The sequence below is a fragment of the Thioalkalivibrio sp. ALE12 genome, assembly GCF_000381105.1.
Lineage (GTDB): Bacteria > Pseudomonadota > Gammaproteobacteria > Ectothiorhodospirales > Ectothiorhodospiraceae > Thioalkalivibrio.
Genome location: NZ_KB905906.1, coordinates 105,019 through 130,130 on the forward strand (window position 1 = coordinate 105,019; position 25,112 = coordinate 130,130).

21 protein-coding genes and 2 pseudogenes are annotated in these 25,112 nt (G+C 68.2%); 9 read left to right on the plus strand and 14 right to left on the minus strand.

Features of this window, described 5'->3' with window-relative positions:
- Positions 1-131: 131 nt before the first annotated feature.
- Both F614_RS0103785 and F614_RS0103790 read right to left on the minus strand, forming a co-directional pair.
- Positions 132-3,320 carry an efflux RND transporter permease subunit gene (locus tag F614_RS0103785; RefSeq protein ID WP_019558300.1) on the minus strand — a complete coding sequence of 1,063 codons (3,189 nt, stop codon included), beginning with the start codon at positions 3,318-3,320 and terminating at the stop codon, positions 132-134.
- The gene (locus tag F614_RS0103790) at positions 3,317-4,573 is read right to left on the minus strand and encodes an efflux RND transporter periplasmic adaptor subunit (RefSeq protein WP_018876182.1); all 1,257 of its coding nucleotides are present in this window, start codon (positions 4,571-4,573) and stop codon (positions 3,317-3,319) included. Before F614_RS0103790 ends, F614_RS0103785 begins: the two co-directional genes overlap by 4 nt.
- A 186-nt stretch (positions 4,574-4,759) precedes the next feature.
- On the opposite strand from F614_RS0103790, the gene F614_RS0103795 reads away from it, so the two are divergent.
- A complete protein-coding gene (locus F614_RS0103795) occupies positions 4,760-5,314 on the plus strand; it encodes a copper chaperone PCu(A)C (protein WP_038037212.1) in 555 nt (184 codons plus the stop codon).
- 18 nt (positions 5,315-5,332) lie between these two features.
- Here the strand turns inward: F614_RS0103795 and F614_RS0103800 are convergent, their stop codons facing one another.
- Both F614_RS0103800 and F614_RS0103805 read right to left on the minus strand, forming a co-directional pair.
- A complete protein-coding gene (locus F614_RS0103800; RefSeq protein ID WP_019558302.1) occupies positions 5,333-6,190 on the minus strand; it encodes a peptidylprolyl isomerase in 858 nt (285 codons plus the stop codon).
- Positions 6,190-6,486 (minus strand): YciI family protein, encoded by a 297-nt coding sequence (locus tag F614_RS0103805; protein WP_019558303.1) that lies wholly within the window; start codon positions 6,484-6,486, stop codon positions 6,190-6,192. The genes F614_RS0103800 and F614_RS0103805 overlap by 1 nt, the downstream gene beginning before the upstream one ends.
- A gap of 181 nt (positions 6,487-6,667) precedes the next feature.
- On the opposite strand from F614_RS0103805, the gene F614_RS0103810 reads away from it, so the two are divergent.
- The 5 genes from F614_RS0103810 to scpB are packed head-to-tail and all read left to right on the plus strand — an operon-like array spanning position 6,668 to position 11,576.
- Positions 6,668-7,282, plus strand: coding sequence for an L-threonylcarbamoyladenylate synthase (locus tag F614_RS0103810; protein ID WP_019558304.1), 615 nt, complete (start codon positions 6,668-6,670; stop codon positions 7,280-7,282).
- Between the two features lie 50 nt (positions 7,283-7,332).
- The gene (locus F614_RS0103815; RefSeq protein WP_018877940.1) at positions 7,333-8,700 is read left to right on the plus strand and encodes a DUF945 family protein; all 1,368 of its coding nucleotides are present in this window, start codon (positions 7,333-7,335) and stop codon (positions 8,698-8,700) included.
- Between the two features lie 54 nt (positions 8,701-8,754).
- Positions 8,755-9,975, plus strand: coding sequence for a tryptophan--tRNA ligase (locus F614_RS0103820; protein WP_018879490.1), 1,221 nt, complete (start codon positions 8,755-8,757; stop codon positions 9,973-9,975).
- 9 nt (positions 9,976-9,984) lie between these two features.
- The gene (locus F614_RS0103825; protein ID WP_018879491.1) at positions 9,985-10,854 is read left to right on the plus strand and encodes a ScpA family protein; all 870 of its coding nucleotides are present in this window, start codon (positions 9,985-9,987) and stop codon (positions 10,852-10,854) included.
- Between the two features lie 8 nt (positions 10,855-10,862).
- Entirely contained in the window at positions 10,863-11,576 is a 714-nt protein-coding gene (gene scpB / locus F614_RS0103830) for an SMC-Scp complex subunit ScpB (RefSeq protein WP_018879492.1), read from the plus strand.
- Here the strand turns inward: scpB and F614_RS0103835 are convergent.
- On the minus strand, positions 11,573-12,310 hold the full coding sequence (locus tag F614_RS0103835; protein ID WP_018866501.1) for an FKBP-type peptidyl-prolyl cis-trans isomerase: 738 nt from the start codon (positions 12,308-12,310) through the stop codon (positions 11,573-11,575). The two genes, scpB and F614_RS0103835, sit on opposite strands and share 4 nt — an antisense overlap.
- A gap of 330 nt (positions 12,311-12,640) precedes the next feature.
- Here F614_RS0103835 and F614_RS0103840 point away from each other — a divergent pair, with 330 nt between their 5' ends.
- Both F614_RS0103840 and F614_RS0103845 read left to right on the plus strand, forming a co-directional pair.
- Positions 12,641-13,972 carry a sulfite oxidase gene (locus F614_RS0103840; protein ID WP_019558305.1) on the plus strand — a complete coding sequence of 444 codons (1,332 nt, stop codon included), beginning with the start codon at positions 12,641-12,643 and terminating at the stop codon, positions 13,970-13,972.
- Positions 13,973-13,981: 9 nt separating this feature from the next.
- Positions 13,982-14,308, plus strand: a complete 327-nt coding sequence (locus F614_RS0103845; RefSeq protein WP_018866503.1) for a hypothetical protein — start codon at positions 13,982-13,984, stop codon at positions 14,306-14,308.
- 112 nt (positions 14,309-14,420) lie between these two features.
- Here the strand turns inward: F614_RS0103845 and rlmKL are convergent, their stop codons facing one another.
- From rlmKL to F614_RS13875, 7 genes and pseudogenes are all read right to left on the minus strand, one after another.
- Entirely contained in the window at positions 14,421-16,643 is a 2,223-nt protein-coding gene (gene rlmKL, locus F614_RS0103850) for a bifunctional 23S rRNA (guanine(2069)-N(7))-methyltransferase RlmK/23S rRNA (guanine(2445)-N(2))-methyltransferase RlmL (RefSeq protein WP_019558306.1), read from the minus strand.
- 66 nt (positions 16,644-16,709) lie between these two features.
- Positions 16,710-17,498: an ABC transporter permease gene (locus F614_RS0103855; protein WP_019558307.1), complete on the minus strand. Its 789-nt coding sequence runs from the start codon at positions 17,496-17,498 to the stop codon at positions 16,710-16,712.
- Entirely contained in the window at positions 17,498-18,403 is a 906-nt protein-coding gene (locus tag F614_RS0103860; protein ID WP_018880783.1) for an ABC transporter ATP-binding protein, read from the minus strand. The genes F614_RS0103855 and F614_RS0103860 overlap by 1 nt, the downstream gene beginning before the upstream one ends.
- 132 nt (positions 18,404-18,535) lie before the next feature.
- Positions 18,536-18,982 (minus strand): DsrE family protein, encoded by a 447-nt coding sequence (locus F614_RS0103865; protein ID WP_019558308.1) that lies wholly within the window; start codon positions 18,980-18,982, stop codon positions 18,536-18,538.
- A gap of 279 nt (positions 18,983-19,261) precedes the next feature.
- Complete coding sequence (locus F614_RS0103870) at positions 19,262-19,711, minus strand: DsrE family protein (RefSeq protein ID WP_018866508.1); 450 nt, start codon at positions 19,709-19,711, stop codon at positions 19,262-19,264.
- A gap of 197 nt (positions 19,712-19,908) precedes the next feature.
- Positions 19,909-20,238, minus strand: a pseudogene (locus tag F614_RS13870) (EamA/RhaT family transporter); the annotation flags it as partial.
- A 284-nt stretch (positions 20,239-20,522) separates the two neighbouring features.
- A pseudogene (locus F614_RS13875) lies at positions 20,523-21,053 on the minus strand (EamA family transporter); the annotation flags it as partial.
- Positions 21,054-21,129: 76 nt separating this feature from the next.
- Between F614_RS13875 and F614_RS0103880 the strand changes: the two are divergent.
- Positions 21,130-22,038: an NAD(P)-dependent oxidoreductase gene (locus F614_RS0103880; protein ID WP_018877946.1), complete on the plus strand. Its 909-nt coding sequence runs from the start codon at positions 21,130-21,132 to the stop codon at positions 22,036-22,038.
- 4 nt (positions 22,039-22,042) lie between these two features.
- Here the strand turns inward: F614_RS0103880 and F614_RS0103885 are convergent, their stop codons facing one another.
- Positions 22,043-23,344 carry an NRAMP family divalent metal transporter gene (locus F614_RS0103885; RefSeq protein WP_019558309.1) on the minus strand — a complete coding sequence of 434 codons (1,302 nt, stop codon included), beginning with the start codon at positions 23,342-23,344 and terminating at the stop codon, positions 22,043-22,045.
- On the minus strand, positions 23,341-24,876 hold the full coding sequence (locus tag F614_RS0103890) for a GGDEF domain-containing protein (protein WP_019558310.1): 1,536 nt from the start codon (positions 24,874-24,876) through the stop codon (positions 23,341-23,343). The genes F614_RS0103885 and F614_RS0103890 overlap by 4 nt, the downstream gene beginning before the upstream one ends.
- Positions 24,877-25,112 lie beyond the last annotated feature (236 nt).

A 25,112-nucleotide genomic window follows, 5' to 3' on the forward strand; every position in this document is an offset into this window, starting at 1 on the left:
GGCAGGGGTGCGGGAGTGTCAGGGTGCTGGCCAGATCACGCTGTCCACACCCAAATCATCCTTCCCATCTTCGAACCTTCCTGTCGATCGCTCTTGATCTGGCCCTCTTAGCGGTGGGCCACATGCAAGTGTTAGTCGGTGGCGTGGTGGGTGAGGGTGGCGCCGCGGTCGAAGCGGCCTTCGTAGAGGCGCAGCAGGGCGGGGATCACGAACAGTACCAGCACGGTGGCGATGGCCAGGCCGAACACGATGGAGATGGCCATCGGGATCAGGAACTGGGCCTGGACCGAGCGCTCGAACAGCAGCGGGGTCAGGCCGGCGATGGTGGTGACCGAGGTCAGGATCACCGCGCGCAGGCGCTGGCAGGCGGCCTCGACGATCGCCTCCTGCAGGGCCAGGCCGGCCTCGCGCAGGCCCTGATAGAAGCTGACCAGGATGATCGAGTTGTTGACCACGATCCCGGTCAGGCCGAACAGGCCGAACAGCGACAGGATGGTCAGCTCCACGTTAAGGATCCAGTGGCCCAGCAGGGCGCCGAGGATGCCGAACGGGATGATCGCCATCACGATCAACGGCCAGCCCCAGGACCCGAACACCCAGGCCAGGGTGATGTACATCAGCCCCAGCGCCAGGACCAGGCCCGTGCGCATGTCGGCGAAGGTCTCGGCCTGGTCGGCCGCGCGCCCCTCGAACGAGTATTCGATGCCGTAGCGCGTCGCGAGGTCGTCCAGCGGGCCGTCTTCCAGCGCCGCACGGATGCGCGCGGCGTTGTTCACGCTGCGGTCGACCTCGGTGGAGACCTGGATCGCCAGACGGGTGTCGGCATGGCGCAGGGTCTCGAAGCCCTGACGCGAGCGCAGGTCCACCACGCTGCCCAACGGCACGAACTCGCCGCTGGGCAGGCGCAGATTCAGGCGCTCCAGGCTCTCGCTGGAATGGCGCTCGGCATCCGGCAGGCGCACGCGCACCTCCACCTCTTCCAGCCCGTCCTGGTAGAGCTGGGCGAGGTGGCCGTCATAGGCGTCGCGCAGCTGGGCGCCGACCGATTCGGTGGTCAGGCCCAGGGCGCGGCCCTCCGGCTTGACCTGGAACACCAGTTGCTCGCGACCGAATGGCGTGTCGTCGTTGGTGGCGAAGGTACCCGCAAAGTCATCGAAAATCTCCGCCAGGTCCAGGGCGGCGTTCTTCAGGACGTGCGGGTCATCACCGGTCAGGCGCACCTCGAGGTCGCGTCCGGGCGGCCCGGTCTGGCGTTCGTCGATGCTGAAGTTCTCGATCCCGGGGGCCTGGCGCACGCGCTCCTCCCAGGCCTGGATGAACTCGCGGTTACGCACTTCGCGCTGCTCGGGCGAGACCAGTTCGACCTGGATGTTGCCGAACTGGTCGCCGCGCGGGGCGTTGCCGTCGCCGGGATCGATGCCGCGGCCGAGCCGGGTGACGGAGGCGCGCACCAGGTCGCCGCCTAGGGCTTCCTCGGTCTCGGCCAGGGCCTCCTCGACGTGGATCAGGAAGGCCTCGACCCGCTCCGGCGGTGTGCCGGCGACAAAGTTGACCCCGGCGTTGACGATGGTGCCCTCGGGCGACGGGAAGAAGGTGAAGCCGATGCGTCCGCTGGCGGCCAGGCCGATGGCGAGGATCAGCGCGCCGACCGCCAGCGCCAGGGTGGTGCCCGAGTGGCTAACCGACACGGTGACCGCGCGGCGGAAGGCGCCATTGCGGAAGGTCTCGAAGCCGTTGTCGAAGCGTTCGCGCAGGCTGCCGGCGCGCGGCGGCTGGAGTCGGTGCATCACGCCCTTCAGGTGCGCGGGCAGGATCAGGAAGGCGATCAGGAGCGTGGCGACGATCACGCAGATCACCACCAGCGGGATGTCGAACAGGATGTTGCCGATGATGCCGCCGATCAGCATCAGCGGCAGGAAGGCCGCCACCGTGGTCAGCGAGGCGGCGATCACCGGCCCGACCATGCGCCGGGCGCCGTCGCGCGCGGCACGGCTGGCCGAGAGCCCGCGCTGGTGCAGGCTGTAGGCGTGCTCGGAGACCACGATCGCGTTGTCGACGATGATCCCCAGCGACATGATGAAGCCGAACAGCGAGATCATGTTGATGGAGCCGCCGACCACCCACAGCACCACGAACGCGGCGGTAAAGGCGATCGGGATGCCCAGCGCCACGCGCAGGGCGATATGCCGGTTGAGGAAGAGGAACAGGATCCCGAGCACCAGCAGCAGGCCGCCCAGGCCGTTTTTCAGCAGCAGGGTGATGCGTTCGGAGAGCAGCTCCCAGAAGGCGTCGGTCACCTGCAGATCGACACCCGGAGGCAGGGCGGGGCGTGTTTCTTCCAGCCAGTCCTCCAGCACTCGCGCGGCCTCCAGCGAGTCGCCGGTCTCCGAGCGCAGCAGCTGCATCTCGATCGCGCGCTGGCCGTTGGCGCGGGCGCGCACCTGGCCGTCGCGGTGGCGCAGGTCGAGGGTGGCAATGTCGCCCAGGGTCAGGCGTCCCAGTTCGCCGTCGCCGCGCAGGACCAGCCGCTCGAAGCTGACGATGTCGCGGGCCTGTTCCAGGCTGCGGATCTGGCGCGCGGTGTCGTCGCGGCCCACCGAGCCGGCCGGCAGGTCCTGAGCCATCGCGCGGATCTGCTCGGCGATGTCCGCCAGCGTCATGTCCAGGCGATAGAGCGTCGCCGAGGGCACCTGGATGGCCATCTCGTCTTCGGTCAGGCCGGTGAACTCGATGCGCGCGATGCCGGCATCCAGCAGCTCGCGCTCGAACTGACGCGCGAGGATGCGCAGCTGCTGGGGGTCTTCGGGACCGGTCAGCAGCAGCCGTGCCACCGGCTCGTAGCGGATCACACGGGTGACCACCGGGGTCTCGGCCGCTTCCGGCAGGTTGCGCTGCTGGTTCACCCGGTCGTTGACCTGCTCCAGCGCCAGGGTCATGTCGGTCCCGGCCTCGAACTCCATGGTCACCACGCCGATGCCCAATGCCGAGGTGGAGGTCATGTTGCGCAGGCCGTCCACCGTGCGCAGGTCCTGCTCCAGCGGGTCGACGATGGCGCGCTCGACATCCTCCGCGCTGGCCCCGGTCCAGGGCACCTCCACGGTGATGAAGTCGAGCTCGAAGTTGGGGAAGAACTGGGTGTTGAGCTTGGTCAGGGCAAAGGCCCCGGCCAGCAGCATCAGCGCGATCAGCAGATTGGCCGCGAGGCGGTGTTCCAGGAACAGCTGGATCGGCCCGCGCGGGGGCCGGTCAGGGTCCTGCGCGCCGCCCCCGGGCATCGGCTGCCCGGATGCCGGCGAGTTGCCGGGTTCCGCTTCGCTCATCGACCGGAATCCTGCTGTTCCACCTCGACCCGCAGGCCATCCACGGCATTCGGCAGGCGCGTGGCGATCAGGGTGTCGCCGGCGGCGATGGCGTCACTGCGGATCAGCGCGAGGGTATTGCCGTCCGCATCGATGAAATCGCCCAGGCGCTCGACCTGCAGCGACTCCAGGCGCCCGTCGACCACTCGGAACACGCGGTCACGCCCGAACAGGGACTCGAATGGCACCGCGAGGCTGTCGGGTTCCTCCGGCAGTTGCAGGCGCAGTTCGACAAAACGGTTCAGCGGGAGTTGTTCGCCCCCGGAGCGCACCTCGAACACCCCGCGCATCCCGGCATCGCCAGTGCGGGTCTCGCCCTCCAGGCGCACCAGTTCGGTCTCGACCGTGTGGCCGGCGACCTGGGCAAGGGCGGGCAGGGGTGTGTCCCCCTGCAGCAGGCGTTCGACCCGGGCGATCAGGTGTTCCGGGAGGCTGGCGCGGATCTCCAGGTCATCCACCGCGAACAGGCGCAGCAACGGGTCTCCTGGTCGGGCGCGCTCGCCCGCGGCGACGTCGACCTCCACGATACGTGCGTCGAAGGGCGCGCGAATGGTCGTGCGTTCCAGGTCGATCTCGGCCTGGGACTCGGCGGCGCGGGCACGTGCCAGGCGGGCCTCGGCCTGGGCCCTGCGCATCGGGGCGTCGGCCACGGCCTGCTCGCGGTTGTCCACGGTGATGCTGGCCTGCTGCAGCCGCTCGCGGGCGGCATCGAGATCCGATTCCGAGCCAAGGTTGCGCTCGCGCAGGTCGCGGGCGCGCTCCAGGCCGCGTTCGGCGATCGCCAGGAGTTCGCGCTCGCGCTGCAGGGCCTCGCGGTCGAAGCGGGCACGCAGTTCCTCGCTTTCGACCGCGCCCTCCAGCTCGCGGCGCTCGGCCTCGCGCTGGTCCAGCAGCAGCCGGGCCTCGCGCGGGTCGATCTGCACCAGCGTGTCGCCGGCGGCCACGCGCTGGCCGGCGCGCGCCGGCACGGCTTCGATCTCGCCCTCCACCGCGGCGCGCAGCTGGGCATCGCGGGCGGAGCGGCTGCGCCCGTTGAGGATCACCCCCGGCCGGTGCGTCCCGGGCTCGGCGGTCACGCCCTGCACCGGCCAGGTACGCTCGCTGGCCTCCGGCGGCGGCGCCTCGGGCCCGGTCGCGCGCAGGACCATGAAGCCCACCACGGCGACGGCGAGGATCAGGACGGGAAGTAGGGCTCGGCGGAGGGCGCGCGGCATGGGCGTCTCGTTTGTGGCTTGGCAGTTCGGCGGGGCGGGTGCGGCCCGTCGCTTGGAGGCGCCTGCGGGCCGGAGGTTCCCGTCGCGGGCGTTATCTTACCACCGGGTTTTGTAGGGGAACCGCGCAGGTTCCTGAAAGCCCCAGTTATGCCAATATTACGTTTTGCTTAAATGAGGTGAAAGGCCATGAAAGGATCCACGCTGATTCCGGCAGTGATGCTGACGACCACCCTTCTGGCGGGCGGCGCGGTTGCACCCGCGCTGGCCGGGGAGCCCGAGGTCTGCGAGTGTCGGGCGGGCCTCGAGATGGAGGGGACGCCCTGGATTCGGCTGATGCCGGGAGACATGACTGGCGGCTACTTCGTGCTGCGCAACCATGGCGAGCAGGACCTCCGGATCGTCGCGGCGCAGGCGCCGATCTCCGAGGTGGTGGAACTGCACGAGCATGCCCACGTGGACGGGGTGATGCGCATGCGTCAGGTCAACGGGCTGGAACTCCCGGCGGGCGAGACCCTGGTGCTGGAGCCGGGCGGCCTGCACCTGATGTTCATCGGGCTGCACGAGCCGCTGACGGCCGGTGACTGGATCCCTGTGATCCTGGAATTCGAGGATGGCGGGACCATGGAGATCCACGCCCGCGTCCAGCGTGGCGAGGGTGCCAGTGGCGGCCATTCGGGTGGCCATATGATGGAGGGTGACGCCCCCGGCATGGATGCCGAAGGCGGACACCACAGGCACTGAGGCCCGGGGCTTGCCCCACTACTGATTGGCGGGCCGGTTCGGGATCTGGATGTCGGCATCCGCGCGCAGCGTCTCCAGGAATTCCTGGATGGCGCGGCTTTCGAGGATCTCGACCAGTTCGGCGCGCACATCCTCGAATTCGGGGACCGGTGTGTCGCGGGTCTCCTCCAGACGGATGAGGTGCCAGCCAAAGCGGCTCTCCACCGGCTCCTCGGTGGTGGTGCCGGGTTCCAGGGCCACGGTGGCGTCGCTGAACGCGGGGACCATCTGTTCCGGAGAGAACCAGCCCAGTTCGCCGCCGCGGGCGGCCGAGCCGGGGTCGATGGAATGGGCCTCCGCCAGTTCGCCGAAGTCCGCGCCGTCGTCCAGCTCCGCGAGGAGTTCGCGGGCCTGTTGTTCCTCTTCGACCAGGATATGGCGGGCGCGGTACTCGGTGCCGCGCATCTGCTCAACCTGGCGTTCGTACTCCGCCTCGAGGTCGTCGCGGGTGATCTCCAGCTCCGCGGTGATGCGTTCCATCAAAAGCGAGGCCAGCAGGTTGGTCTCTACCATGCGCAGGATACGCCGGGTCTCGGCATCGGTATCCAGGCCGCGGTTGACCGCCTCCTGGCGCAACAGCTCCAGGCTGATCAGCTCTTCCAGCGTGCCATCCCCCTCGGCCAGGCCCGGGTCCTCGTCCATGCCGGAGTAGGTAAACAGGTCGGCCCGGGTGATGGGCTCGCCGTTGACGAGGGCGACGGTGTCGACGTCGTCGGTATCGGTGGTGATCGCGTCCGTTTCGGCATCCGGTGCGGGCGCCTCCTGTGCGTCGCAGGCGACCAGCACACCGGCGAAGGCCAGGGTGGCGAGCGTGGTGGCAAGGGGACGAAGTCGCATCAGAACACCTGCTTGAAGGGGCGTACGTCGACCGCGGTGTACACGCCGGCCGCGACGTAGGGATCGGCGTCGGCCCACGCGCGGGCGGCTTCCAGGGACGGGAATTCCGCGACGATCAGGCTGCCGGTGAAGCCGGCCGGGCCCGGGTCGTTGCTGTCGATGGCGGGGCAGGGGCCGGCCAGGACCAGCCGGCCATCGTCGCGCAGGGCCTGCAGCCGGGCGACGTGTTCGGGCCGCGCGGCGAGACGGGCATCCAGCGAGTCGGGGGCGTCCTGGCCCTGGATCATGTACAGCATGGGGTGTTCTCCTTGATTTTGGGTGCATCGTAACCGATCACTGGCCGCGCCTCGCGCTCCGGGTTCGCAGTTTTCCCCTTTCCGCGCGGGCGGGCCGCGGCTGGCCGGCCCGTGCGCGTTCTTATGGGTGTGGCGGCGGATGCGCTACACTGCGCAGCCGATCCCCGCGTCGAATCGATCCATGATCTCGATCCACCCCGAAAACCCCCAGCCCCGGCTGATCCGGCAGGTCCTGGACCGGCTCCAGGACGGGGCCGTGATCGCCCTGCCGACGGATGCCTGCTATGCCCTGGCCTGCCTGCCGGGGGACAAGACCGGGGCGGACCGGATCCGCCGTATCCGCCAGGTGGACGAGACCCATCATCTGACCCTGCTGTGCCGCGATCTCTCCGAGCTGGGCGTGTACGCGAAGGTGGACAACAGCGCGTTTCGCCTGATGAAGGCACTTACGCCGGGGCCCTACACCTTTATCCTGCCTGCCACCCGCGAGGTGCCGCGGCGCCTGCAACACCCCAAGCGGCGCACCATCGGGCTGCGTGTGCCGGCTAGTCCGATCCTGTCGGCGTTGCTGGCGGAGCTCGGATCACCGCTGATGTCGGCGACCCTGCAGCTCCCCGGGGACGAGAACCCGCTGAGCGAACCCTGGGAGATCGAGGATCGGCTGGGCAAGGTGGTGGACCTGGTGGTCGATGGCGGGGCCGGGACCCTGGAGGCGACCAGTGTGCTGGACCTGACCGGCGATGTGCCCGAGGTGATCCGTCACGGGATGGGCGATGTGGGATTTCTGGATGAATAGCCCCGGCCGCATACCGAGGCTACGGCGCGGCACGGCCGCAGGGAGGCGCAATGCGTAAGTGGGTGGTTCTGGCCGTGGTCGTGCTGGCGGTGGCCGCTGTGTGGCCGGTCGTGGTCGGCAAGCAGGTGGAGGGTACCGTTGCCGGAACGCACGAGGCCCAGCTGGGCGAGGTACAGCTGCGCCACGAGATGCTTGAATACGAACGCGGCTACCTGGGCGCCAGCGGCCGCAGCCAGCTGATCCTGGAAGACCCCGACGGGCGCTTCGAGATCCCGCTGGTGCACGATATCCGTCACGGTCTGCTCGGGGCGCGCGGCGATTCGTTCGTGGATCTCGACACCCTGGCGGCGCCGGACGATTCCCTGCTCGGCCATCTGCTGCGCTCGCTGGATCTGCAGGTGCATTCGCGCTCGGGGATCGGCGGTGGCGTGACGACGCGCGTTGCGTTCGACGACCTGCGCATGGACCTGATGAGCGTGCCCGAGGTGGCCGAGCATGCCGCCACGGTGGGTGGCCCGCTGTGGCTGGATCTGGCGGCCGGCCAGGGTCGGTTCGCCTGGTCGGCCGAGCAGATCCTGGTGAGTCTGGATCTGCCGGAGCTGAGGCTGTCGGACGACACCTTCGTCTGGGAGGCGCAGGACGCCCGCTACGCCACGGTGTTCGAGGCCGACGCCGACGGGGTCTTTGGGCGCCTGCCGGACTACGAGGGCGGCCTGGCGGCGTCCGTGGTGGAGCTGCGCGAGGGCGAGGCGAGTCGGCTGCGGATCGAGCGCCCGCGTCTGGATGCCTTCCAGCAGACCAGCAACGACCGCATGGACTCGCGCCTGCGCCTGCAGGTCGAGCAGGCGCGCATGGACGACGGCGCCGGGGATGCGCTGACGCTGAGCGCCCTGGACCTGCAGGCGGGCATCCTGCGCTGGGACCGTCCCAGCCTGCTGCAGTTGCTCGGCGAACTGGAATCGATCGAGGCGCGTGGCATCGAGGGCGAGCAGCGCACTGCCCTGATCGGCGCGGCGATGATCGACGCCGTCGGCGGGATGATCGAGCACCGCCCGGTGGTCGAGCTCAAGGCCTCCCTGAACGAGGAGCCGGCGCGTCAGGTCGCGCTGGACACCGAACTGGGGCTGTACGGCACGCAACAGACCTTCGCTACCCGTCCGCTGGAGACGCTGCGGCTGGACAGCGAACTGCGTCTCGGGCTGGAATGGGTGGCCGAATTCGACGCCGCCTATCCCGATATCGACCTGGATGCACAGCTGCACGCCCTGGCGGCTGACGGCTGGCTCCGCCGCGATGCCGAGGCCGGGTACTGGCACAGCACGCTGGCCATGGCGGACGGCCGGGTGCATATCAACGACGTGGATCGCACGGCCATGCTGCTGGCGATGCTGTTCGCCTTTTCCGGCGGCATGTTCTGAGACGACTGACCGGGCGTGGATGCGCCCGTTTCCTGACAGGAAGGGATTGATTCCGTGAGCAGCAATCAGGGTAGCAACCAGCGTGTGCTCTCCGGCATGCGCCCCACCGGGCGCCTGCATCTGGGCCATTATCACGGTGTGCTGAAGAACTGGATCGAGTTGCAGCACAACTACGAGTGCTTCTTCTTCGTCGCCGACTGGCATGCGCTGACCACCCACTACGAGGACCCCGGTGACCTGCAGCAGCATGTGACCGAGATGGTCATCGACTGGCTGGCGGCAGGGGTCAGCCCCGGGTCCGCGACACTGTTCGTGCAGTCGCGCGTGCCCGAGCATGCCGAGCTGCATCTGCTGCTGTCGATGATCACGCCGCTGGGCTGGCTGGAGCGGGTACCGACCTGGAAAGACCAGCAGGAGCAGCTGCGCGAGAAGGATCTGGCGACCTACGGCTTCCTCGGCTATCCGGTACTGCAAAGCGCGGACGTGCTGGCCTATCGCGCCGGTATGGTCCCGGTGGGCGAGGACCAGGTATCGCACCTGGAAGTCACGCGCGAGATCGCGCGCCGCTTCAACCACCTCTACGGCCGCGAGCCGGGCTTCGCCGAGAAGGCGGAGGCCGCTGCCGACAAGATGGGCAAGAAGGCCGCCAAGCGTTACCGCGACCTGCGCAAGCGCTACCAGGAGCAGGGCGAGGACGAGGCCCTGGAGGTGGCGCGGGCGATGCTCGAGTCGCAGCAGAACATCTCGCTGGGCGACCGCGAGCGCCTGTTCGGCTACCTCGAGGGGGGCGGCAAGATCATCCTGCCGGAGCCGCAGGCGCGCCTGACTCCGGCCTCGAAGATGCCGGGGCTGGACGGGCGCAAGATGTCCAAGAGCTACGGCAATACCATCAGCCTGCGCACCGAGCCGGCCGAGGTGGAGAGCCTGATTCGCACCATGCCCACCGACCCTGCGCGGGTGCGGCGCACGGACCCCGGCGATCCGGCCAAGTGCCCGGTGTGGGACCTGCATAAGGTCTACACCAGCGAAAGCCAGCGCGAGGAACTCTACGCCGGATGCACCACGGCCGGCATCGGCTGTCTGGACTGCAAGCGGCCCCTGATCGAGGCGGTGCAGGCGGAGCTGGAGCCGATCCAGCAGCGCGCGAAGGAATACGCCGAGGACCCGGCGCTGGTCCGGTCCATCATCGTCGAGGGCTCCGAGGCGGCCCGCGAGGAGGCCCGCGAGACCCTGGAAGAGGTGCGCCGGGCCATGGGGCTGGACTACCTGCGATGAGCCCGGGGCATGGATCCGCACGCTGACGCGAACGACGGCCTCGAGCGCCCCGCGACGGTCGAGACCGGCGCGGACGGCGAGGTGCTTTATCGCGTGCATGGCGAGCCGGTGGCCGAGCTGCCGGCCGATCTCTACATCCCGCCCGATGCCCTGGAGGTCTTTCTTGACTCCTTCGAGGGGCCGCTGGATCTGCTGCTGTATCTGATCCGGCGGCAGAACCTCGACATCCTGGCGATCCCCATCGCCGAGATCACCCGCCAGTACATGGCCTACATCGAGGTGATGCGGGCGCTGCGTCTGGAGCTGGCCGGCGAATACCTGGTGATGGCCGCGCTGCTGGCCGAGATCAAGTCGCGCATGCTGCTGCCGCGGCCGACGGAGGCCGAGGCGGACGAGGACGCCGACCCGCGCATGGCCCTGATCCGTCAGTTGCAGGAGTACGAACAGTTCAAGACCGCGGCCGAGCGCCTGGATGCCCTGCCGCGCATGGACCGTGACGTGTTCGCCGCGGGCGCCAGCGTCGAGGCACTGGAGGGCCCGCCGCCCCCGGCCCCGAGCATGGACGAGCTGATGGAGGCCCTGGCCGCGGTGATGCACCGCGCCAGTCTGATGGCGCACCACCATGTCTCCACCGAACAGTTGTCGGTGCGCGAGCGTATGTCCAGCATCCTCGACAGCCTGCACCCCGAGCGCTTCACCGATTTCGTGGCCCTGCTGCTGGCTGCCGAGGGGCGCCAGGGCGTGGTGGTATCGTTTCTGGCGGTGCTGGAGCTGACCAAGGCGGGCCTGGTCGAATGGGGCCAGAGCGAGCCCTACAGCCCCATCCGGCTGCGCCGGCGCGGGGCGGCCGTAGACGATGAGGGGGGAGTGCCGGCGTGAGCGACACGATGGATTCAACGATCCACGCACCCGTGGCGGCCGCAGATGACGATCAGCTGCGGGCCGTCGAACTGGCGGTGGAGGCGGTGCTGTTCGCGGCCGCCGAGCCCGTCGCCCCCCGCGACCTGAAGGCGGCCTGCGAGGACCTCGGCGAGATCGATCAGGCGTTACTCGAACAGGCGCTGGGCCGTCTTGAGGAGCGCTACCGGGACCGCGCCATTGAACTGGTTCGGTCCGCCGGGGGCTATCGCTTCCGCGTGCGCTCGCGTTTCTCCGCCACCGTACAGGCGGCTCAGCCCGAACGCCCGGCGCGCCTGTCGCGGGCACTGCTGGAGACGCTGGCGATCATCGCCTACCGCCAGCCGGTCACGCGCGCGGAGATCGAGGCCGTGCGCGGGGTGGCGGTCAGCTCGGGCATCATGCGCACGCTGCAGGAGCGCGAATGGGTGCGCGTGGTGGGTCACAAGGAGGTCCCCGGACGCCCGGCGCTGTATGCGACCACGCGCGGCTTTCTGGACGACCTGGGGCTCAAGCGCCTGGAGGAGCTGCCGCCGCTGGACCAGATCCGCGATCTGGCCGACGTGGCGTCGGACGCGGGGCTGAGCCTGGCACCGCCAGAAGCGGAAGAAGACGCTGGCCCGGGCACGAACCAGCGGCTGGATTTCGACGTCGCAGACGCCGAGCCGGAACCGGACTCCCGGTCCGGCTCAGCCCATAGTTAGCACTGGGCCGTTTCGGCCGCCTCGGGGCAGTCGTGCTGCACCAGACGGTTCTCGGCCAACCACTCCATGATGCCGTCGGTCACGTTGTAGAGGTTGTCGTAGCCGAGACCGTCCGCCAGCGCGCGGGCGAGGGCGCTGGTCCGGTTGCCCACGCGGCAGATCAGCACGACCTCTTCGTCCGGGTCCACCAGGTCGGTGAAGCGTTGCCCGAACTCCGGATGCAGGTCGCCGTTCTCGTCGAAAGCGGTAATGCGATGGCTGCCCTCGATCACGCCGGTCTCCGCCCACTCGTCCGGCCGGCGGATGTCGACGATTGTCGCGCCTTCCTCGATCTTCTCCGCCAGTCCCTCGTTGTCCAGGCCACTGAAGGGCGCCCGCTCGACCTCCAGCACCTCGACCTCGAAGCGCAGCGTGGCGTTGGACGGGATGATGTTGCCCGCGCCGCGTTCGCCGTAGCCAAGCTCCGGCGGGATCACGATCTCGCGCTTGCCACCCTCGCGCATGCCCATCACCCCCTGTTCGAAGCCGGGGATGACCTGGCCCCGGCCGAGGGTCAGCGCGAACGGTGTACCGGACTCGCGACTGGAGTCGAACACGCTGCCGTCGTCTTCCAGGGTCCCGGTGTAATGCAGGATCGCCGTGTCGTGGCGAACGATTTCGGGACCCTCCCCGCGTTCCACCTCGTGAATTTCGATGGAGGGCTCGGATTCCGCACCGGCGGTTCCCGTGACCATCAGGGCCGCAACCAGCGCAGCCGAAAATATAACAATAGGGGTATATGCGAACTGATGAATTCTGTTGTTCATTATGTAGATTCCACTAATATTAAAACTTTGTGATCATTCTTTATTGTCAGTCACTTGCAGTGTCGTTGTGGTCGGTATTCTACACCGTATTCCGAGCCCCGAATACAGGTGTTAGAAGCGGTATTCTGGAATCCGTAAAAAATCCCGATCTTTTATTGCAGGTTTTTAGAGGATGTACTAAAACTGCACTCGGCTGTCCCAGGGAGAGAGGGGCAGCACATGCGATTTCGATCCGAAGTACAAGCCGGAGGCTGGCAAATGACAGACCACAAGAATGACCATACCGAGCTGGAAAACAAATCCGAAGAAGAGATCAAGGAAACCGGGGAGCTGACCGAGACGGGCGCGGCCCGCCGTAGCTTCCTGGGCAAACTGGGCAAGGGCGGCGCCGCCCTGGCCGTGTTCGGCATGGGGGCGGAAACCGCCATGCAGACCATGTTCAACCGCAGCACCCTGTCGAGCGCCGTCGCCGCCGGCATCGAGGGCTTCCACGTGGACGGCAAGGTGGACGGGTTCATCTGGCTGAATGATCGCCCGATCAACGGCGAGCTGCCGCCGCACCTCCTGCACGACGAGGTCACCCCGTTCCCCAACATGTTCATCCGCAACAACGGTGTCCCGCCGGAAAAGGCCGGCATCGATGCCGCGGCCTGGACCCTCACCGTGCACGGTGAGGCGGCAAATCAGGAGAAGTCCTACACGATCGCCGATCTCAAGGAGAAGTTCGAGCACCATACCCTGCAGATCTGGATCGAGTGTGGCGGCAACGGCCGTGCCGCATTCGAGCCGTCCCCGCGTGGCAACCAGTGGGATCTGGGTGCGGTCGGCTGCCCGACCTGGACCGGTGTGCGCCTGCGCGACGTGCTGGAAGACGTCGGCTACGACGCGGACAAGGCCGTGTACATCGGTTACAAGGCGGGCGATGCCCACCTCAGCGGTCGCGACGACCTGGACGCCCTGTCCCGTGGCTGCCCGATGCGCAAGGCCCTGGAGGACGAGACCCTGATCGTCTGGGCGATGAATGGCGAGGACATCCCGGAACAGCACGGCTACCCGCTGCGCCTGATTACGCCTGGCTTCCCGGGTTCCGCCAGCGGCAAGTGGCTGACCGAGATCCTGGTGCGCGACCGCGAGCATGACGGTCAGGGCATGACCGGCCACAGCTACCGCGTGCCGCGTCATCCGGTGGAGCCGGGTGCTGACGTGCCGAACGAGGACATGGTCGTCCTCGAGGAAATGCCGGTGAAGTCGCTGATCACGTATCCGCAGACCGGCGTCGAGACCTCCGCTGGCAGCACGCTGAAGGTCGAGGGCAAGGCGTGGGATGGCTACGGCGATGTCGAGGAGCTCCACGTGTCGACCGACTACGGGGTGACCTGGCAGAAGGCCGACCTGAAGCGGCCGGTCAACAAGTTTGCCTGGCAAACCTGGGAGGCGGACATCGAGTTCCCCGAGCAGGGCTTCTATCAGGTGTGGGCCGTGGCCACCAACAGCAAGGGTGACCGTCAGCCGATGGTGCTGCCGGGCTGGAACCCGCGCGGTTACGGCAACAACAAGGCCCACCACATCGATGTCCGAGTCAAAGCGTAAGGAGCACTAATGAAGTCGAAGATGGTCCTGTTGTTGCCGGCCATCCTCGGCCTCCTCTGGGTGGCGCCCGCGATCGCGGGCGACCACGTCGAGGCCGCCGAGGAGTACGAGACCGATCCGGAAACCGGCCTGCTCAAGGCCCCGGGGTTCGATACCGTCAAGAATAATTGCACGGTCTGCCACTCGGCCCGGTTGTTCACGAGCCGCGGGTACACCCGCAAGATCTGGCTGGAACAGATCCGCTGGATGCAGGACACCCAGGGGCTCTGGGAGTTTTCTCCCGAAGTGGAGGAAGAGATCCTGGACTACCTGGAAACCTACTACCCACCGAGTTGATCCTGACACGGTGATGACGAAACGCCCCGGCTGGTCCGGGGCGTTTTTTTGTGGCCTCACTGCATGTTGGCAGGGCGTCGCGCGGGTCGGCGGAAGCGCCTCGGGGATCCGGCTATCCGGCGTTGGCGGGTGTGATTGCCCAGCAGCGATGGGGAGGCGGCGGACGGCGGAAATCCTCGTCCAGGGTCTCGCGGGTGATGTCGCGGGCAACGAGCCCGGTCAGCGCCGCGTGGTCCAGCTCGAAGCGGCGACGGTTGGTAGAGAAGTACAGCACGCCATCCGGGGTGAGCAGGCGCGCCGCCGCAAGGATCAGCGGCACATGATCACGCTGGACCTCGAAGTCATCCTCGGTGCGCTTGGAGTTGGAGAAGGTGGGCGGGTCCAGAAAGATCCGCTCGAAGACCATGCCGGGCATGTCGGTGGCGCCCTCCAGCCAGCGCACCACGTCCTCGCGCAGTAGCGTGTGGGTGCCCGGAAGGCGACGGCTGCGGCCATCGCGGATCTCGGCCTCCAGGCCATTGGCGCGGAAGTTCGCCTCGGCCCATTCCAGGTAGGTATTGGACAGGTCCACGGACACGGTCTGGCGTGCGCCCCCCACCGCGGCATGCACGCTGACCGCGGCGGTGTAGCAGAACAGGTTCAGCAGGCGCAGGTCGCGGCATTCCTGCTGCAGTCGCAGGCGCATCGGGCGGTGGTCCAGGAACAGTCCGGAATCCAGGTAGGCATCCAGGTCCACCCGCAGGCGGCAGCCGTGTTCGACCACCGTGAAGGGCGCGGCCTCGGCGGCCTCGGCGCGCTGGTACTGCGAGCGTCCCTTCTGGGCCCGGCGTTGCTTGTAGTGCAGGTGCGCGGGTTCGACGCCGGTGACCTCCAGGGTGGCGGCCAGTGCGCCACGCAGGCGGGCCTCGGCTCGGGCGGGCTCGACGCTGGCGGGGGCGGCGAACTCCTGCACATGCAGATGCAGTGTCCCGTCTTCCGCCTCGTAGCGGTCGATCTGCAGGGGATATTCGGCCAGGTCGGAATCGTAGATGCGGTAGCAGGTGATGCCCTGGCGCCGCGCCCAGCGGGTCAGGTGACGCAGGTTCTTCTGCAGCCGGTTGGCGAAGTCCGGCGCCGGGGCAGCCGGCGGTTCCTCGCGGCGATGGATCTCGAACTGGAGCAGGTGGCAGGCGAGGGTGCCGTTGTAGAAGCGGTGCTTGTGGCTGGCACGCAGGCCCAGCCGCTGCGAGTCGGTGGTGTCCGCGACCAGCAGGGCGACGTGCCAGCCGCCAAACGCGCTGCGCAGGCGCTCGCCCAGCAGGCTGTAGAGCTTGATCAGCTCCGGTGTGTTGCCGATGCGTTCGCCGTAGGGCGGGTTGCTGACCAGCATGCCGTGATCGGCCGGGGGCTCCAGGGTCAGGGCATCGGCCTGATCGAAGCGCGTGCAGTCGTCCACACCCGCGGCCCGGGCCGCCTTGCGGGCGGCGGCCACCGCGCCCCGGTCGCGGTCGCTGCCCAGCAGGGGCGGGCCCTGCCAGGGGCGTACGGTATCGCGGGCCTCGGCCAGGCAGCGGTCCCAGAGCTCCGCATCATGGCCGGACCAGCCCCGGGCCCGGAATCCCGTGCGCAGCAGCCCCGGTGCGGTACGGGTCGCCATCAGCGCCGCTTCGATCACCAGCGTCCCGCTGCCGCAGAACGGGTCGAGGAACGGCGCGTCCGGATGGGCCTCCAGGTGCTCCGGCCAGCCGGCGCGAATCAGCAGCGCGGCGGCCAGGTTCTCGCGCAGCGGGGCCTGGCCGCCCGCGCCGCGATAGCCGCGTCGGTGCAGGCCCCCGTTACCGATGTCCAGGCTCAGCTGCGCCTGCCGGCCCTGCAGTTGCAGCAGTACGCGTACGTCCGGGTCGGCCGCGTCCACGTCGGGGCGTTCGCCGGTGGCGGCGCGAAAGGCGTCGGCGATGCCGTCCTTCACCCGCACCCCGGCAAAATGGGTATGCCGGATGTGCGAACTCTTGCCCGTCACGTCCACCGCGAAGGTGGCGCCGAGACCGAACAGGGCGGGCCAGTCCAGGGCTCGGCTGGCGGCGTGGCAGGCATCGCCGTCGGGTTCGTCGAAGCGGGCCAGGGGCAGCAGGATGCGGCTGGCCACCCGGCTGCCGAGCAGGCAGCGGTACAGCGTGGCAAGGTCCGCCCGGAAGTGGATGCCGGCGCGGTCCTCGCGCAGATTCGTCGCGCCGAAGCCCTCCAGCTCCCGTGCGACCAGCGGGGCCAGCCCGCCGGCGGCGGTCGCCAGATACACGCGGGTGGTGGCCGCCGGGTCGTAGGGCAGGATCGTGTCGTCGGCAGGGGTGTCGGTCATTGCGGGCTCGGACAGGCAGGGCGGGAAGGCCGCTTATTCTGGCACACCCGGCGGCGAGTTCGGCCCTCAGCGCAGCAGGCGGCGACGGATCAGGAAGGTCGAGAGGATGATGGCGCCGACGCCGTAGGCGGTGATCACGGCCAGATGCGGGAGCCACGCGTCCGGCCAGGCGCCGGTCATCAGCGGGCGCACGATCTCCAGCACATGCGCCAGTGGCAGGGCCAGCGCCAGGCCCTGCACCCAGCCGGGCAGCTCGGTCAGCGGGAAGAACACCCCGGAGAGCAGGAGCATGGGGGTGACGGCCAGGGTGAAGTAGTAGAGAAAGAAGTCGTAGCTGCGCGCCAGCGCGGTGATCACCAGGGCCAGGGCGCCGAAGGTGAACGCGGCGAGGAAGATCACCGGGAGCGCGAGCAGCGCGCGGGCATCGCTGACCAGCCCCAGCAGGCTGGCGACGACCAGGATGGTGATGGCACTGATCAGGCCCTTGGTCGCCGCCCAGACGGCCTCGGCGAAGACGATGTCGTCGAGCGTGAGCGGCGTGGCGAGCATGCCCAGCCAGGTGTTCTGCTCCGCCATGCGGGTGTAGGCGGAATACATGCCCTCGAAGCTGGCGGTGAACATCGCGGAGGAACAGATGATGCCGGAGGCGATGAAGACCATATAGCGCATGCCGTCGAGGTCGCCGACCAGGCTGCCGAAACCGTAGCCAAACGCCAGCAGGTACAGGATCGGCTCGCCGAAGTTGCCGAGCATCGACGGCACGATCAGCTTGCGCCAGACCAGCGCATTGCGTCGCCAGACCGCGACAAAGCGCAGGCTGGGGCGGGGCAGCAGGGGCATCGCGGGATGGGCCATCAGTCGCGCAGTTCGTGTCCGGTGAGTTTCAGGAAGACGTCTTCCAGGTCGGCCTCGCGCAGGGTGGGCTCGTGGCCGAGCGCGCGCAGACGTTCGCGCAGGCGGTCCGGCTCGGTCGTGTAGACCAGCCAGGTATCGGCCACCTGGTGGGCGCGGTCCTTCGCCCCCAGTTCGCGCTGCAGCACATCGCCGGCCCCGGCCCCGCCCACGGTCAGCACCCAGGGTTCGATGTGCTCGGCGATCAGACGGCTGGGGGCGTCACAGGCGATGATGCGGCCGTGGTCGATGATCGCGATGCGATCGCACAGCTCCTGGGCCTCCTCCATGTAGTGCGTGGTCAGCACCAACGTGACCCCGGAGGCGCGCAGCGCCCGCAGCTGGCGCCACAGGTGATGGCGGGCCTGCGGGTCCAGCCCGGTGGTGGGTTCGTCCAGGACGACCACCTCCGGCTCGTTGATCAGGGCGCGTGCCAGGGTCAGGCGTCGCTTCATGCCGCCGGACAGGGCGTCGATACGCGCGCCGCGCTTGTCGTTCAGGTTGACCTGCTCCAGCAGCCGGTCAATGCGCGCCTCCACCGTTGGTCCGGCCAGGCCGAAGTAGGCAGCGTAGGTGCGCATGTTCTCGATCACGGTGAAGTCGGGGTCGAGGGTGTCGAACTGCGGCACGATGCCCAGTCGTTCGCGCACGGCGCGTTCGCCCTCGGGCATCGGCAGGCCCAGGACCTCGACCCGGCCACCGTCGATCGGGGTCATGCCGAGCAGCATGCGCAGGGTGGTGGTCTTGCCGGCCCCGTTGGGACCCAGCAGCCCGAAGAATTCGCCCGGAGCGATCTCGAGGTCCACGCCGTCGACCACGTGGATGCTGTCGTAGGTCTTGCGGAGCTGGTCGATACGGATCGCGGACATGGCGGGGCTCGCGGCGAAGGGGTGCGCATACCATACCGGTTCGGGGGCCTGCTCCCAATGGCCCGGGGCCGCGCCATCAAAAAGGCCCGGATCGTCTGATCCGGGCCGGTCGTTCTGATACCGCTGTCGGCGTTACGGACGGCTGTAGGTATAACCCTGGTGCTGCAGCCAGGAAATATGGGCCACGCCGCTGGGGATCACATCGTCCTCGGAGGCATCGAACAGCTCCTCCAGGGCGATATTGCGCCCGCGCAGGGTGTTCGCGCAGACCTGGAACTCCACGTCCTGCATCTTCAGGTTCTCGATGCGCCCGCGCAGGTTCTCGTTGGTCATCGCGGTCTGGAGCAGGCCGAGTCCATCGCCATGCATGACGACCTTGATCGCCATGTTCTCGGCGCCGACGGCGTTGATGTGGTTCTGGATGTTGCCCATCGCCGCCATGTAGCGCCGTTCGTCATCGTAGTTCACATGGTAGACGACCTTGTGGGTGCCGTAGTCGAAGTCACTCGCGGCGGCCAGGCCGGGGAGGCTCAGCACCATTGCGAGCAGGGCGGGAAGGATCAGTTTCATTGCGTTCATTGCACAGGTTCCTCCTGAAACAATCACGATCCCGGGCGGGTCTTGGGTACGCCACGGGGCCTTGCGCCGGGGTTGGCGCGCTGCGACCGGAGGCTTCGTCGGGAAGGCGGTCGGCAGCTGTTTATAAGACGCACCGAGCATGCGCCTATTCCCGTCCGGGCCAGCTTCAAGGGGGTATTTCGGGAGCGGAGGGAGCCAAAGAAAAGGGCCCGGGAAGGCCCGGGCCCGAAGCGACGACCGGGAGATGGCGGCCGCCGCGGGGGGACTTGCCTGAAACGCTTACGGGCGCACGTAGGTGTAGCCCTGCTGCTGCAGATGCGACAGGTGGGCCACGCCGCTCGGGATGATGTCGTCCGCGGAGGCGTCGTAGAGATCATTGGCGATATCGATGTTCCGGCCGACCACGGTGTTGTTGCACACCTGGAAGTCCACGTCCTGCATCTTCAGCTGGTCGACGAAGGCCTTCAGGTCTTCGTTCGACTTGGCGTGCTGCAGCAGGCTGAGCCCGTTTCCATGCATCACTACCTTGATGCTCATGCGGTCGGCGCCAACGGCGTTGATGTGGTTCTGGATGTTGCGCATCGCGCCGATCTGACGCTGTTCGTTGTCGTGGTTTACGTGGTAGACCACTTTCTGTTCGGAGTAGCCGTTGTCGTTGGCCAGGGCGGTGCCCGGCAGGACGAATGCGGCAGCGGCCAGGGCCAGCGGAAGGATGTAGCGTTTTTTCATGATCGGGCTCCTGCTTGTGTTCCCGTGTGTTCGTTGTCGATACGCCCGGGGCGTATGTCGCGCTGCAAGCAGCTGACCGGATCCGGTGGCGGGCTTCCATGCCTTTCGTTTCCGGTTACAGGTAGGACGGGAACTATCCGCGATTATTCCGATCAGAATCTAGATAAATGCCTGATCATATGTAGAAAATTAGAACATTAGGGGATGTTGTTTCGCATGCCCCGGGCGGCGTGCAGGGCCAGGGTCAGGAGTACCAGGCCACCGGCCAGCAGCGTGAAGCGGCCCGGGGCCTCGGCCAGGAACAGCCAGACCCAGAGCGTTCCGAACACCGCCTCCAGGACCAGGAACAGCGCGACCTCGCCGGCCGGCAGGAAACGGGTCGACAGGGCGATCAGCGCGAGTGCCAGCGGGAGCTGGACCAGCCCCATCACGGCGAGTACCGCGAAGCTGTCGAGCGTGATCGCAAGCGGCGAGGCCAGCGGCCAGGCGATCACGGCCGCCAGCAGCCCGCCCGCCGCGATCACGGCTAGGGAAACACTGATCAATGTTCACGCTCGCGTTGGCACCCCAGGTTTTCCGAGACAAGGCGCGGTGCGTAGCGGGTAGTGGTTCTACCCGCAAGTGGCGCAACGCAGGATCGGGGAACCTGGGGTGCCAACCCCACAAATCATTCAATGCAGGGGCTCGGCCGCTTTTGTGTGCGCACAGCGTTGCGGCTCCCTTGTGCAGAATGACTGCACGGCAGTCACCGCGCCTTGTTCGCACGCAAAAGCGACTCGAGCGCGAGCGTGCACATTGATCAGTGTTTCCCTAGGCGATCCACCCGTGGCGACCGCCGCAGCAACGTCAGGTTAATGCCGATCACCAGAGCGGCCAGCAGCGCAAGCCCGTCCCCCAGCCAGCCCCCGGCCTCCAGCGACCCGGCAAATACGCCGATGATCCCGCCGAGGCAGACCAGCATCGCGACCCACGTCCGCGGGGGCACCCACTCGCGCAGCAGTACCCCGGAAAACACGGCGGCGAAGAGCGGCGAGGCGGCCAGGATCACGACCACGTTGGCGACCGTGGTGTGCAGGATGGCCAGCACGAAGAGGATGGTGGTGGCGGCAAAGCCTGCCGAGACCCAGCCGGCATCCGCGCCGCCCAGGCGCAGGTGGGTCCAGGCCCAGCGCCCGTCGAGGACACGCAGCAACAGGGTCAGGGCAAGCGCCATCAGCAGCCCGCGCCAGAAGACGATGTTCATGCCCTGAGTGTCGGCCAGGCGCACCAGCAGCCCGTCGAAGCTGAGCGCCATCACACCGGTGAAGGCGAGCAGCGAGCCGTGCAGGTGTTCGCGTTGCATGATTCGGGTCACCCTCCATGTGCCGCTTTTCCAGCGGGGTTGTTACAGTGCGTGGGTACCGTTTTCGGAGTGCCCTATGTCCGCATCCCCCATCCCGCCCGAACTGCAGCCGATCGGGGCCATTGGCCTCGGCATCATGGGCGCGCCCATGAACCGCAACCTCCTGGCCGCCGGGGCCGAAGTTCGTGTCTGGGCACGCCGGCCGGAGACGGCGGAGGCACTCGCGCAGGAGGGGGCGCAGTCGTGCGCGAGCCTCCCGGAGCTGGTTCGCGGCGTGCGGGTTCTGGTGCTGAATGTGTCCGATACGCCGGATGTCGAGGCGCTGATGCTGGGCCCGGACGGCATCCTGGAGCACGCCCGTCCCGGCCTGATCGTGATCGACCACAGCACCATCGACCCGATGCGGACGCGCGCCATCGCGCGCGCGGCCGCCGAACGCGAAGTGACCTTCGTGGATGCCCCGGTCTCGGGGGGCGAGCCGGGTGCCCGCGCCGGTTCACTGAGCCTGATGGTAGGCGGCCCCGCCGCGGTGGTCGAGTCGCTGCGCCCGATCTTCGAGGTCGTGGGGTCCACCCTGACGCACGTCGGTGAAAGCGGGGCGGGACAGATCGCCAAGGCCTGCAACCAGCTGGTGGTGGGCGAGACGCTGGTCGCGGTGGGCGAGGCCTTCGCGCTGGCGGAGCAGTCGGGTGTGGATCCGGCCCGGGTCCGCGAGGCGCTGATGGGCGGCTTTGCCAGCTCGCGCATCCTGGAGGTGCATGGCCAGCGCCTGCTGGACGGGGACTTCGAGCCGGGGTTCCAGGTCGGGCTGTATCACAAGGACCTGGGCATCATCGCCGATCTGAGCCGGGACCTTGGGCTCGCGACCGATGGGCTCAAGCCGGTGCGCGAGGCCGTGGATGCAGCGCTCGAGGCCGGGCAGGCCCGGCATGATGTGTCGATCCTCGCCCGCTTCTGCGTGCGCGCCAGCGAACCGGCTTCCTGAGCGGTCAGAGCACGAAGCGCCAGACCAGCCAGGCCAGCGAAAACCCGGCCAGGAAGATGATGCCGGCCCAGGCCAGGGCACGCAGGCCGGGCCCGGGTCGGGCATCCGCCGGCATATCTGGTGACATCACCGCGCGAAACGTGATCCAGGCGAGGATCGGGGCCGAGAGGAATGACAGGGTGGTCGCGATATCGACGAAGCGTGTGAACTGCTCGCCGGCGAGCCAGATCAGGGTCAACGCCCCGGTGGCGACGATCAGCAGGGCGATGCGATAGCCCCACCATTCCAGCCGGCCCTCGGCGCCCGTGTCCGGGTCGCTGCTCCGGGGCTGGTGGCTGTTCTCGCGCAGCGCGCGCAGGGTGGCCATGATCACTCGCGGGTAGGCGTCGGTCACGGCCAGGGTGGTGGAGAACATCGTGGTCAGCGCCGCGATCGCGATCAGGGAGCGACTCCATTCGCCCAGGCTCTGGGCGTAGAGATCCACCAGCTGCGCCGAGAAGGCGGCCGCCCCCGGCGCGAAGCCGACGCCGCTGCCGTACATCAGCAGGGCCCCCAGGAGCATGAACACGAGTGCCAGCGCGGTGGCACCGAAGAAGCCCAGCCGGAAGTCGAACACGGCCTCGCGCACACTGGGGTGATGCCCGGTCATGCGTGCGCGCTCCTGGGTCCAGACCGAATGCCAGGCGGCCACGTCCAGCGGGATCGGCATCCATCCCAGCAACGCCAGCACGAAGGCGAGACCGGCCAGGGTCCACAGGTTCGACCATTCCCGGGCGCCGGAGAGCGCATGCCAGTCCGGGGCCTCCTGGAACGCCAGGGCGACCGCGACCACGGTGGAGACACTCAGCGCGGCCATGATGATCTTCATGCCCAGGTCGAGCCCCTTGTAGGCCTCGACCATCAGGAAAGCGATGCAGGCGGCCAGGATCAGCGCGGAGAGCACGACCATCGACAGGTCCAGCCCGAAGACCAGGGCGAACAGCCCCGCGGTGGTCAGTGTCACCACGGCCTGGATGATGAACAGCGTGCCCAGCGTCACCGCGATGTACAAGCCCAGGGCCCAGTTGCCTAGCCGGTGATAGCCGGTCAGCAGGTTGTGCCCGGTGGCGGCCGCGTAGCGTGGCCCGAATTCCAGAAAGGGGTACTTGAACAGGCAGGCCATGAGCACGATCGGGATCAGCAGCAGCCCGTATTCGGCGCCGCCACGGGTGGCCTGGACCAGATGCGAGACGCCCACCGCCGCCCCGGCCATCAGCAGGCCGGGTCCGATGGCGGCGCGCAGCGTGGCGCGGGTGGATGCGGTCATGAATCGATGGTTCCTTGATCGGTTGCTGCCGTGCCCGACTGGGGCAGGGCGTCGGTGCTGGCGATGATAATGCGGTCGCGTCCGCTGTTCTTGGCGGCGTACAGGGCCTGGTCGGCGCGGCCCAGCAGCGAATCCGCTGTGTCGCCCGGGCGGAAGCTGGCAATGCCGCCGGAGCAGGTCTGGCCGCTGGGCATCGCCGCGCGCAGGCGCTCCAGGATGTGGCGCGTCTGCCGGGCATCCGTATGCGGAAACACGATCACGAACTCCTCCCCGCCGAAGCGCGCCAGCAGGTCCGTGGGGCGCAGGCTCGGGCGCCAGGCGCGGACCATGTCGCGGAGCAGGGCGTCGCCGGCGGCATGGCCGTGGGTGTCGTTGTAGCGCTTGAAGTGATCGATATCCAGGAAGGCCAGGGTCAGTGGTCCGGCATTACGCTCGGCCCGCGCGATTTCGCGGTCCAGTTGTTCCTCCAGGTGGCGACGATTGCCGACCCCGGTCAGCGCGTCGCTGCGGGAGAGGTGTTCCAGTCGCTGCGCCAGTACGTGGGTTTCGCGGAGCAGGCCTGCCATGCGGTACATCACCAGCAGGAACAGCAGGATGGACGCGATCGCGGCCACGCGGATGGTCTCCGTCTCGCCGCCGGCGGTGGCCAGGATTACCATGGGGACCAGCACCGAGGCCGCCCCCAGGATCAGCAGGCGCCGCCCGGAGAGCTCGGCAGGCGAGGTATGGGTTCGCGGTTCCACCCTCGCGGACGGGTGCCATGCGGCCGCCGCGATCAGCGCATAGGCCACGAGCCAGAGGGCGTCGGTCAGCCCGCCTGCCCGGTACCAGCCCGCAGAGTTGCCGTGGGCATACAGCAGGTCGGCGGCCAGATAGGCCAGCATCCCCAGCAGCAGGAAGCTGTGAGCGGTGATGCCCGTACGCTGCAGGAACACCAGGCGCAGCACCAGCACCAGCAGGATGAGATCGGCAACGGGGTAGCCCGTGGAGACCAGCAGTTGCAGCCAGCCGAGTCCGGGGTCGTAGGTGTAGGGGGCGATCAGCAGGGCCCAGCCGAGGACCGCGGCCGAGATCCCCACGATCAGCGCATCCACGAAGGCGCCATCGTTCCGCGCGGCCTGGGCCCCCAGCCGCCACAACGCCACGGCGAACAGCGGGTACACGGCGAGGTAGAAGACATCCGCGGCCGAAGGGAAGGGCTCCAGGCCCTGCAGGTCCAGCCAGTACCAGATGCCGTGCCCCGTGGCGGCCAGTGCCAGCGCGGCGGCGATCAGGGCCCAGGACGAGGCGGCGAACGGGCGTTGAGGGCGCAGGGTGGCGAGGGCAACGGCCACCGCGGCGCCGGCGGTCGTGATGACGTAGAGGGCGCTGGCCAGCGGGCCATGGGGCAGGGCGACATAGGCCATGGCCAGCACCAGGCCGATGCCCAGCAGTACGCCCCAGCCCTCCGGGCGCGGCCGTCGCGCGGTGCGGCGGGCGTCCCTGCTTGCGGCATGCGTGCTGCCACGCTGGATGTCGGCCGATTCCCCCATCGGCCGTATGGTGACAGACCGATGCAGGATTGTCCCGCCTCCGCGGCGGCGCGCGGCTCCCTCCGCAGGGGGGGGCCTTAAGGAGACGCTGATTGAATCGCACGTCCGCGCTCGAGTCGCTTTTGCGCGCGAACAAGGCGCGGTGACTGCCGTGCAGTCATTCTGCACAAGGGAACCGCAACGCTGTGCGCGCGCAAAAGCGGCCGAGCCCCTGCTTTCACTGGCTTGTGGGGTTG

Bases quoted from the DNA above. Each gene is read 5' to 3' on its own strand.
- F614_RS0103785 (WP_019558300.1), bottom strand. From the start codon at position 3,320: ATGAGCGAAGCGGAACCCGGCAACTCGCCGGCATCCGGGCAGCCGATG.
- F614_RS0103790 (WP_018876182.1), bottom strand. From the start codon at position 4,573: ATGCCGCGCGCCCTCCGCCGAGCCCTACTTCCCGTCCTGATCCTCGCC.
- F614_RS0103795 (WP_038037212.1), top strand. From the start codon at position 4,760: ATGAAAGGATCCACGCTGATTCCGGCAGTGATGCTGACGACCACCCTT.
- F614_RS0103800 (WP_019558302.1), bottom strand. From the start codon at position 6,190: ATGCGACTTCGTCCCCTTGCCACCACGCTCGCCACCCTGGCCTTCGCC.
- F614_RS0103805 (WP_019558303.1), bottom strand. From the start codon at position 6,486: ATGCTGTACATGATCCAGGGCCAGGACGCCCCCGACTCGCTGGATGCC.
- F614_RS0103810 (WP_019558304.1), top strand. From the start codon at position 6,668: ATGATCTCGATCCACCCCGAAAACCCCCAGCCCCGGCTGATCCGGCAG.
- F614_RS0103815 (WP_018877940.1), top strand. From the start codon at position 7,333: ATGCGTAAGTGGGTGGTTCTGGCCGTGGTCGTGCTGGCGGTGGCCGCT.
- F614_RS0103825 (WP_018879491.1), top strand. From the start codon at position 9,985: ATGGATCCGCACGCTGACGCGAACGACGGCCTCGAGCGCCCCGCGACG.
- scpB (WP_018879492.1), top strand. From the start codon at position 10,863: ATGGATTCAACGATCCACGCACCCGTGGCGGCCGCAGATGACGATCAG.
- F614_RS0103835 (WP_018866501.1), bottom strand. From the start codon at position 12,310: ATGGTCACGGGAACCGCCGGTGCGGAATCCGAGCCCTCCATCGAAATT.
- F614_RS0103840 (WP_019558305.1), top strand. From the start codon at position 12,641: ATGACAGACCACAAGAATGACCATACCGAGCTGGAAAACAAATCCGAA.
- F614_RS0103845 (WP_018866503.1), top strand. From the start codon at position 13,982: ATGAAGTCGAAGATGGTCCTGTTGTTGCCGGCCATCCTCGGCCTCCTC.
- rlmKL (WP_019558306.1), bottom strand. From the start codon at position 16,643: ATGACCGACACCCCTGCCGACGACACGATCCTGCCCTACGACCCGGCG.
- F614_RS0103855 (WP_019558307.1), bottom strand. From the start codon at position 17,498: ATGGCCCATCCCGCGATGCCCCTGCTGCCCCGCCCCAGCCTGCGCTTT.
- F614_RS0103860 (WP_018880783.1), bottom strand. From the start codon at position 18,403: ATGTCCGCGATCCGTATCGACCAGCTCCGCAAGACCTACGACAGCATC.
- F614_RS0103865 (WP_019558308.1), bottom strand. From the start codon at position 18,982: ATGAACGCAATGAAACTGATCCTTCCCGCCCTGCTCGCAATGGTGCTG.
- F614_RS0103870 (WP_018866508.1), bottom strand. From the start codon at position 19,711: ATGAAAAAACGCTACATCCTTCCGCTGGCCCTGGCCGCTGCCGCATTC.
- F614_RS0103880 (WP_018877946.1), top strand. From the start codon at position 21,130: ATGTCCGCATCCCCCATCCCGCCCGAACTGCAGCCGATCGGGGCCATT.
- F614_RS0103885 (WP_019558309.1), bottom strand. From the start codon at position 23,344: ATGACCGCATCCACCCGCGCCACGCTGCGCGCCGCCATCGGACCCGGC.
- F614_RS0103890 (WP_019558310.1), bottom strand. From the start codon at position 24,876: ATGGGGGAATCGGCCGACATCCAGCGTGGCAGCACGCATGCCGCAAGC.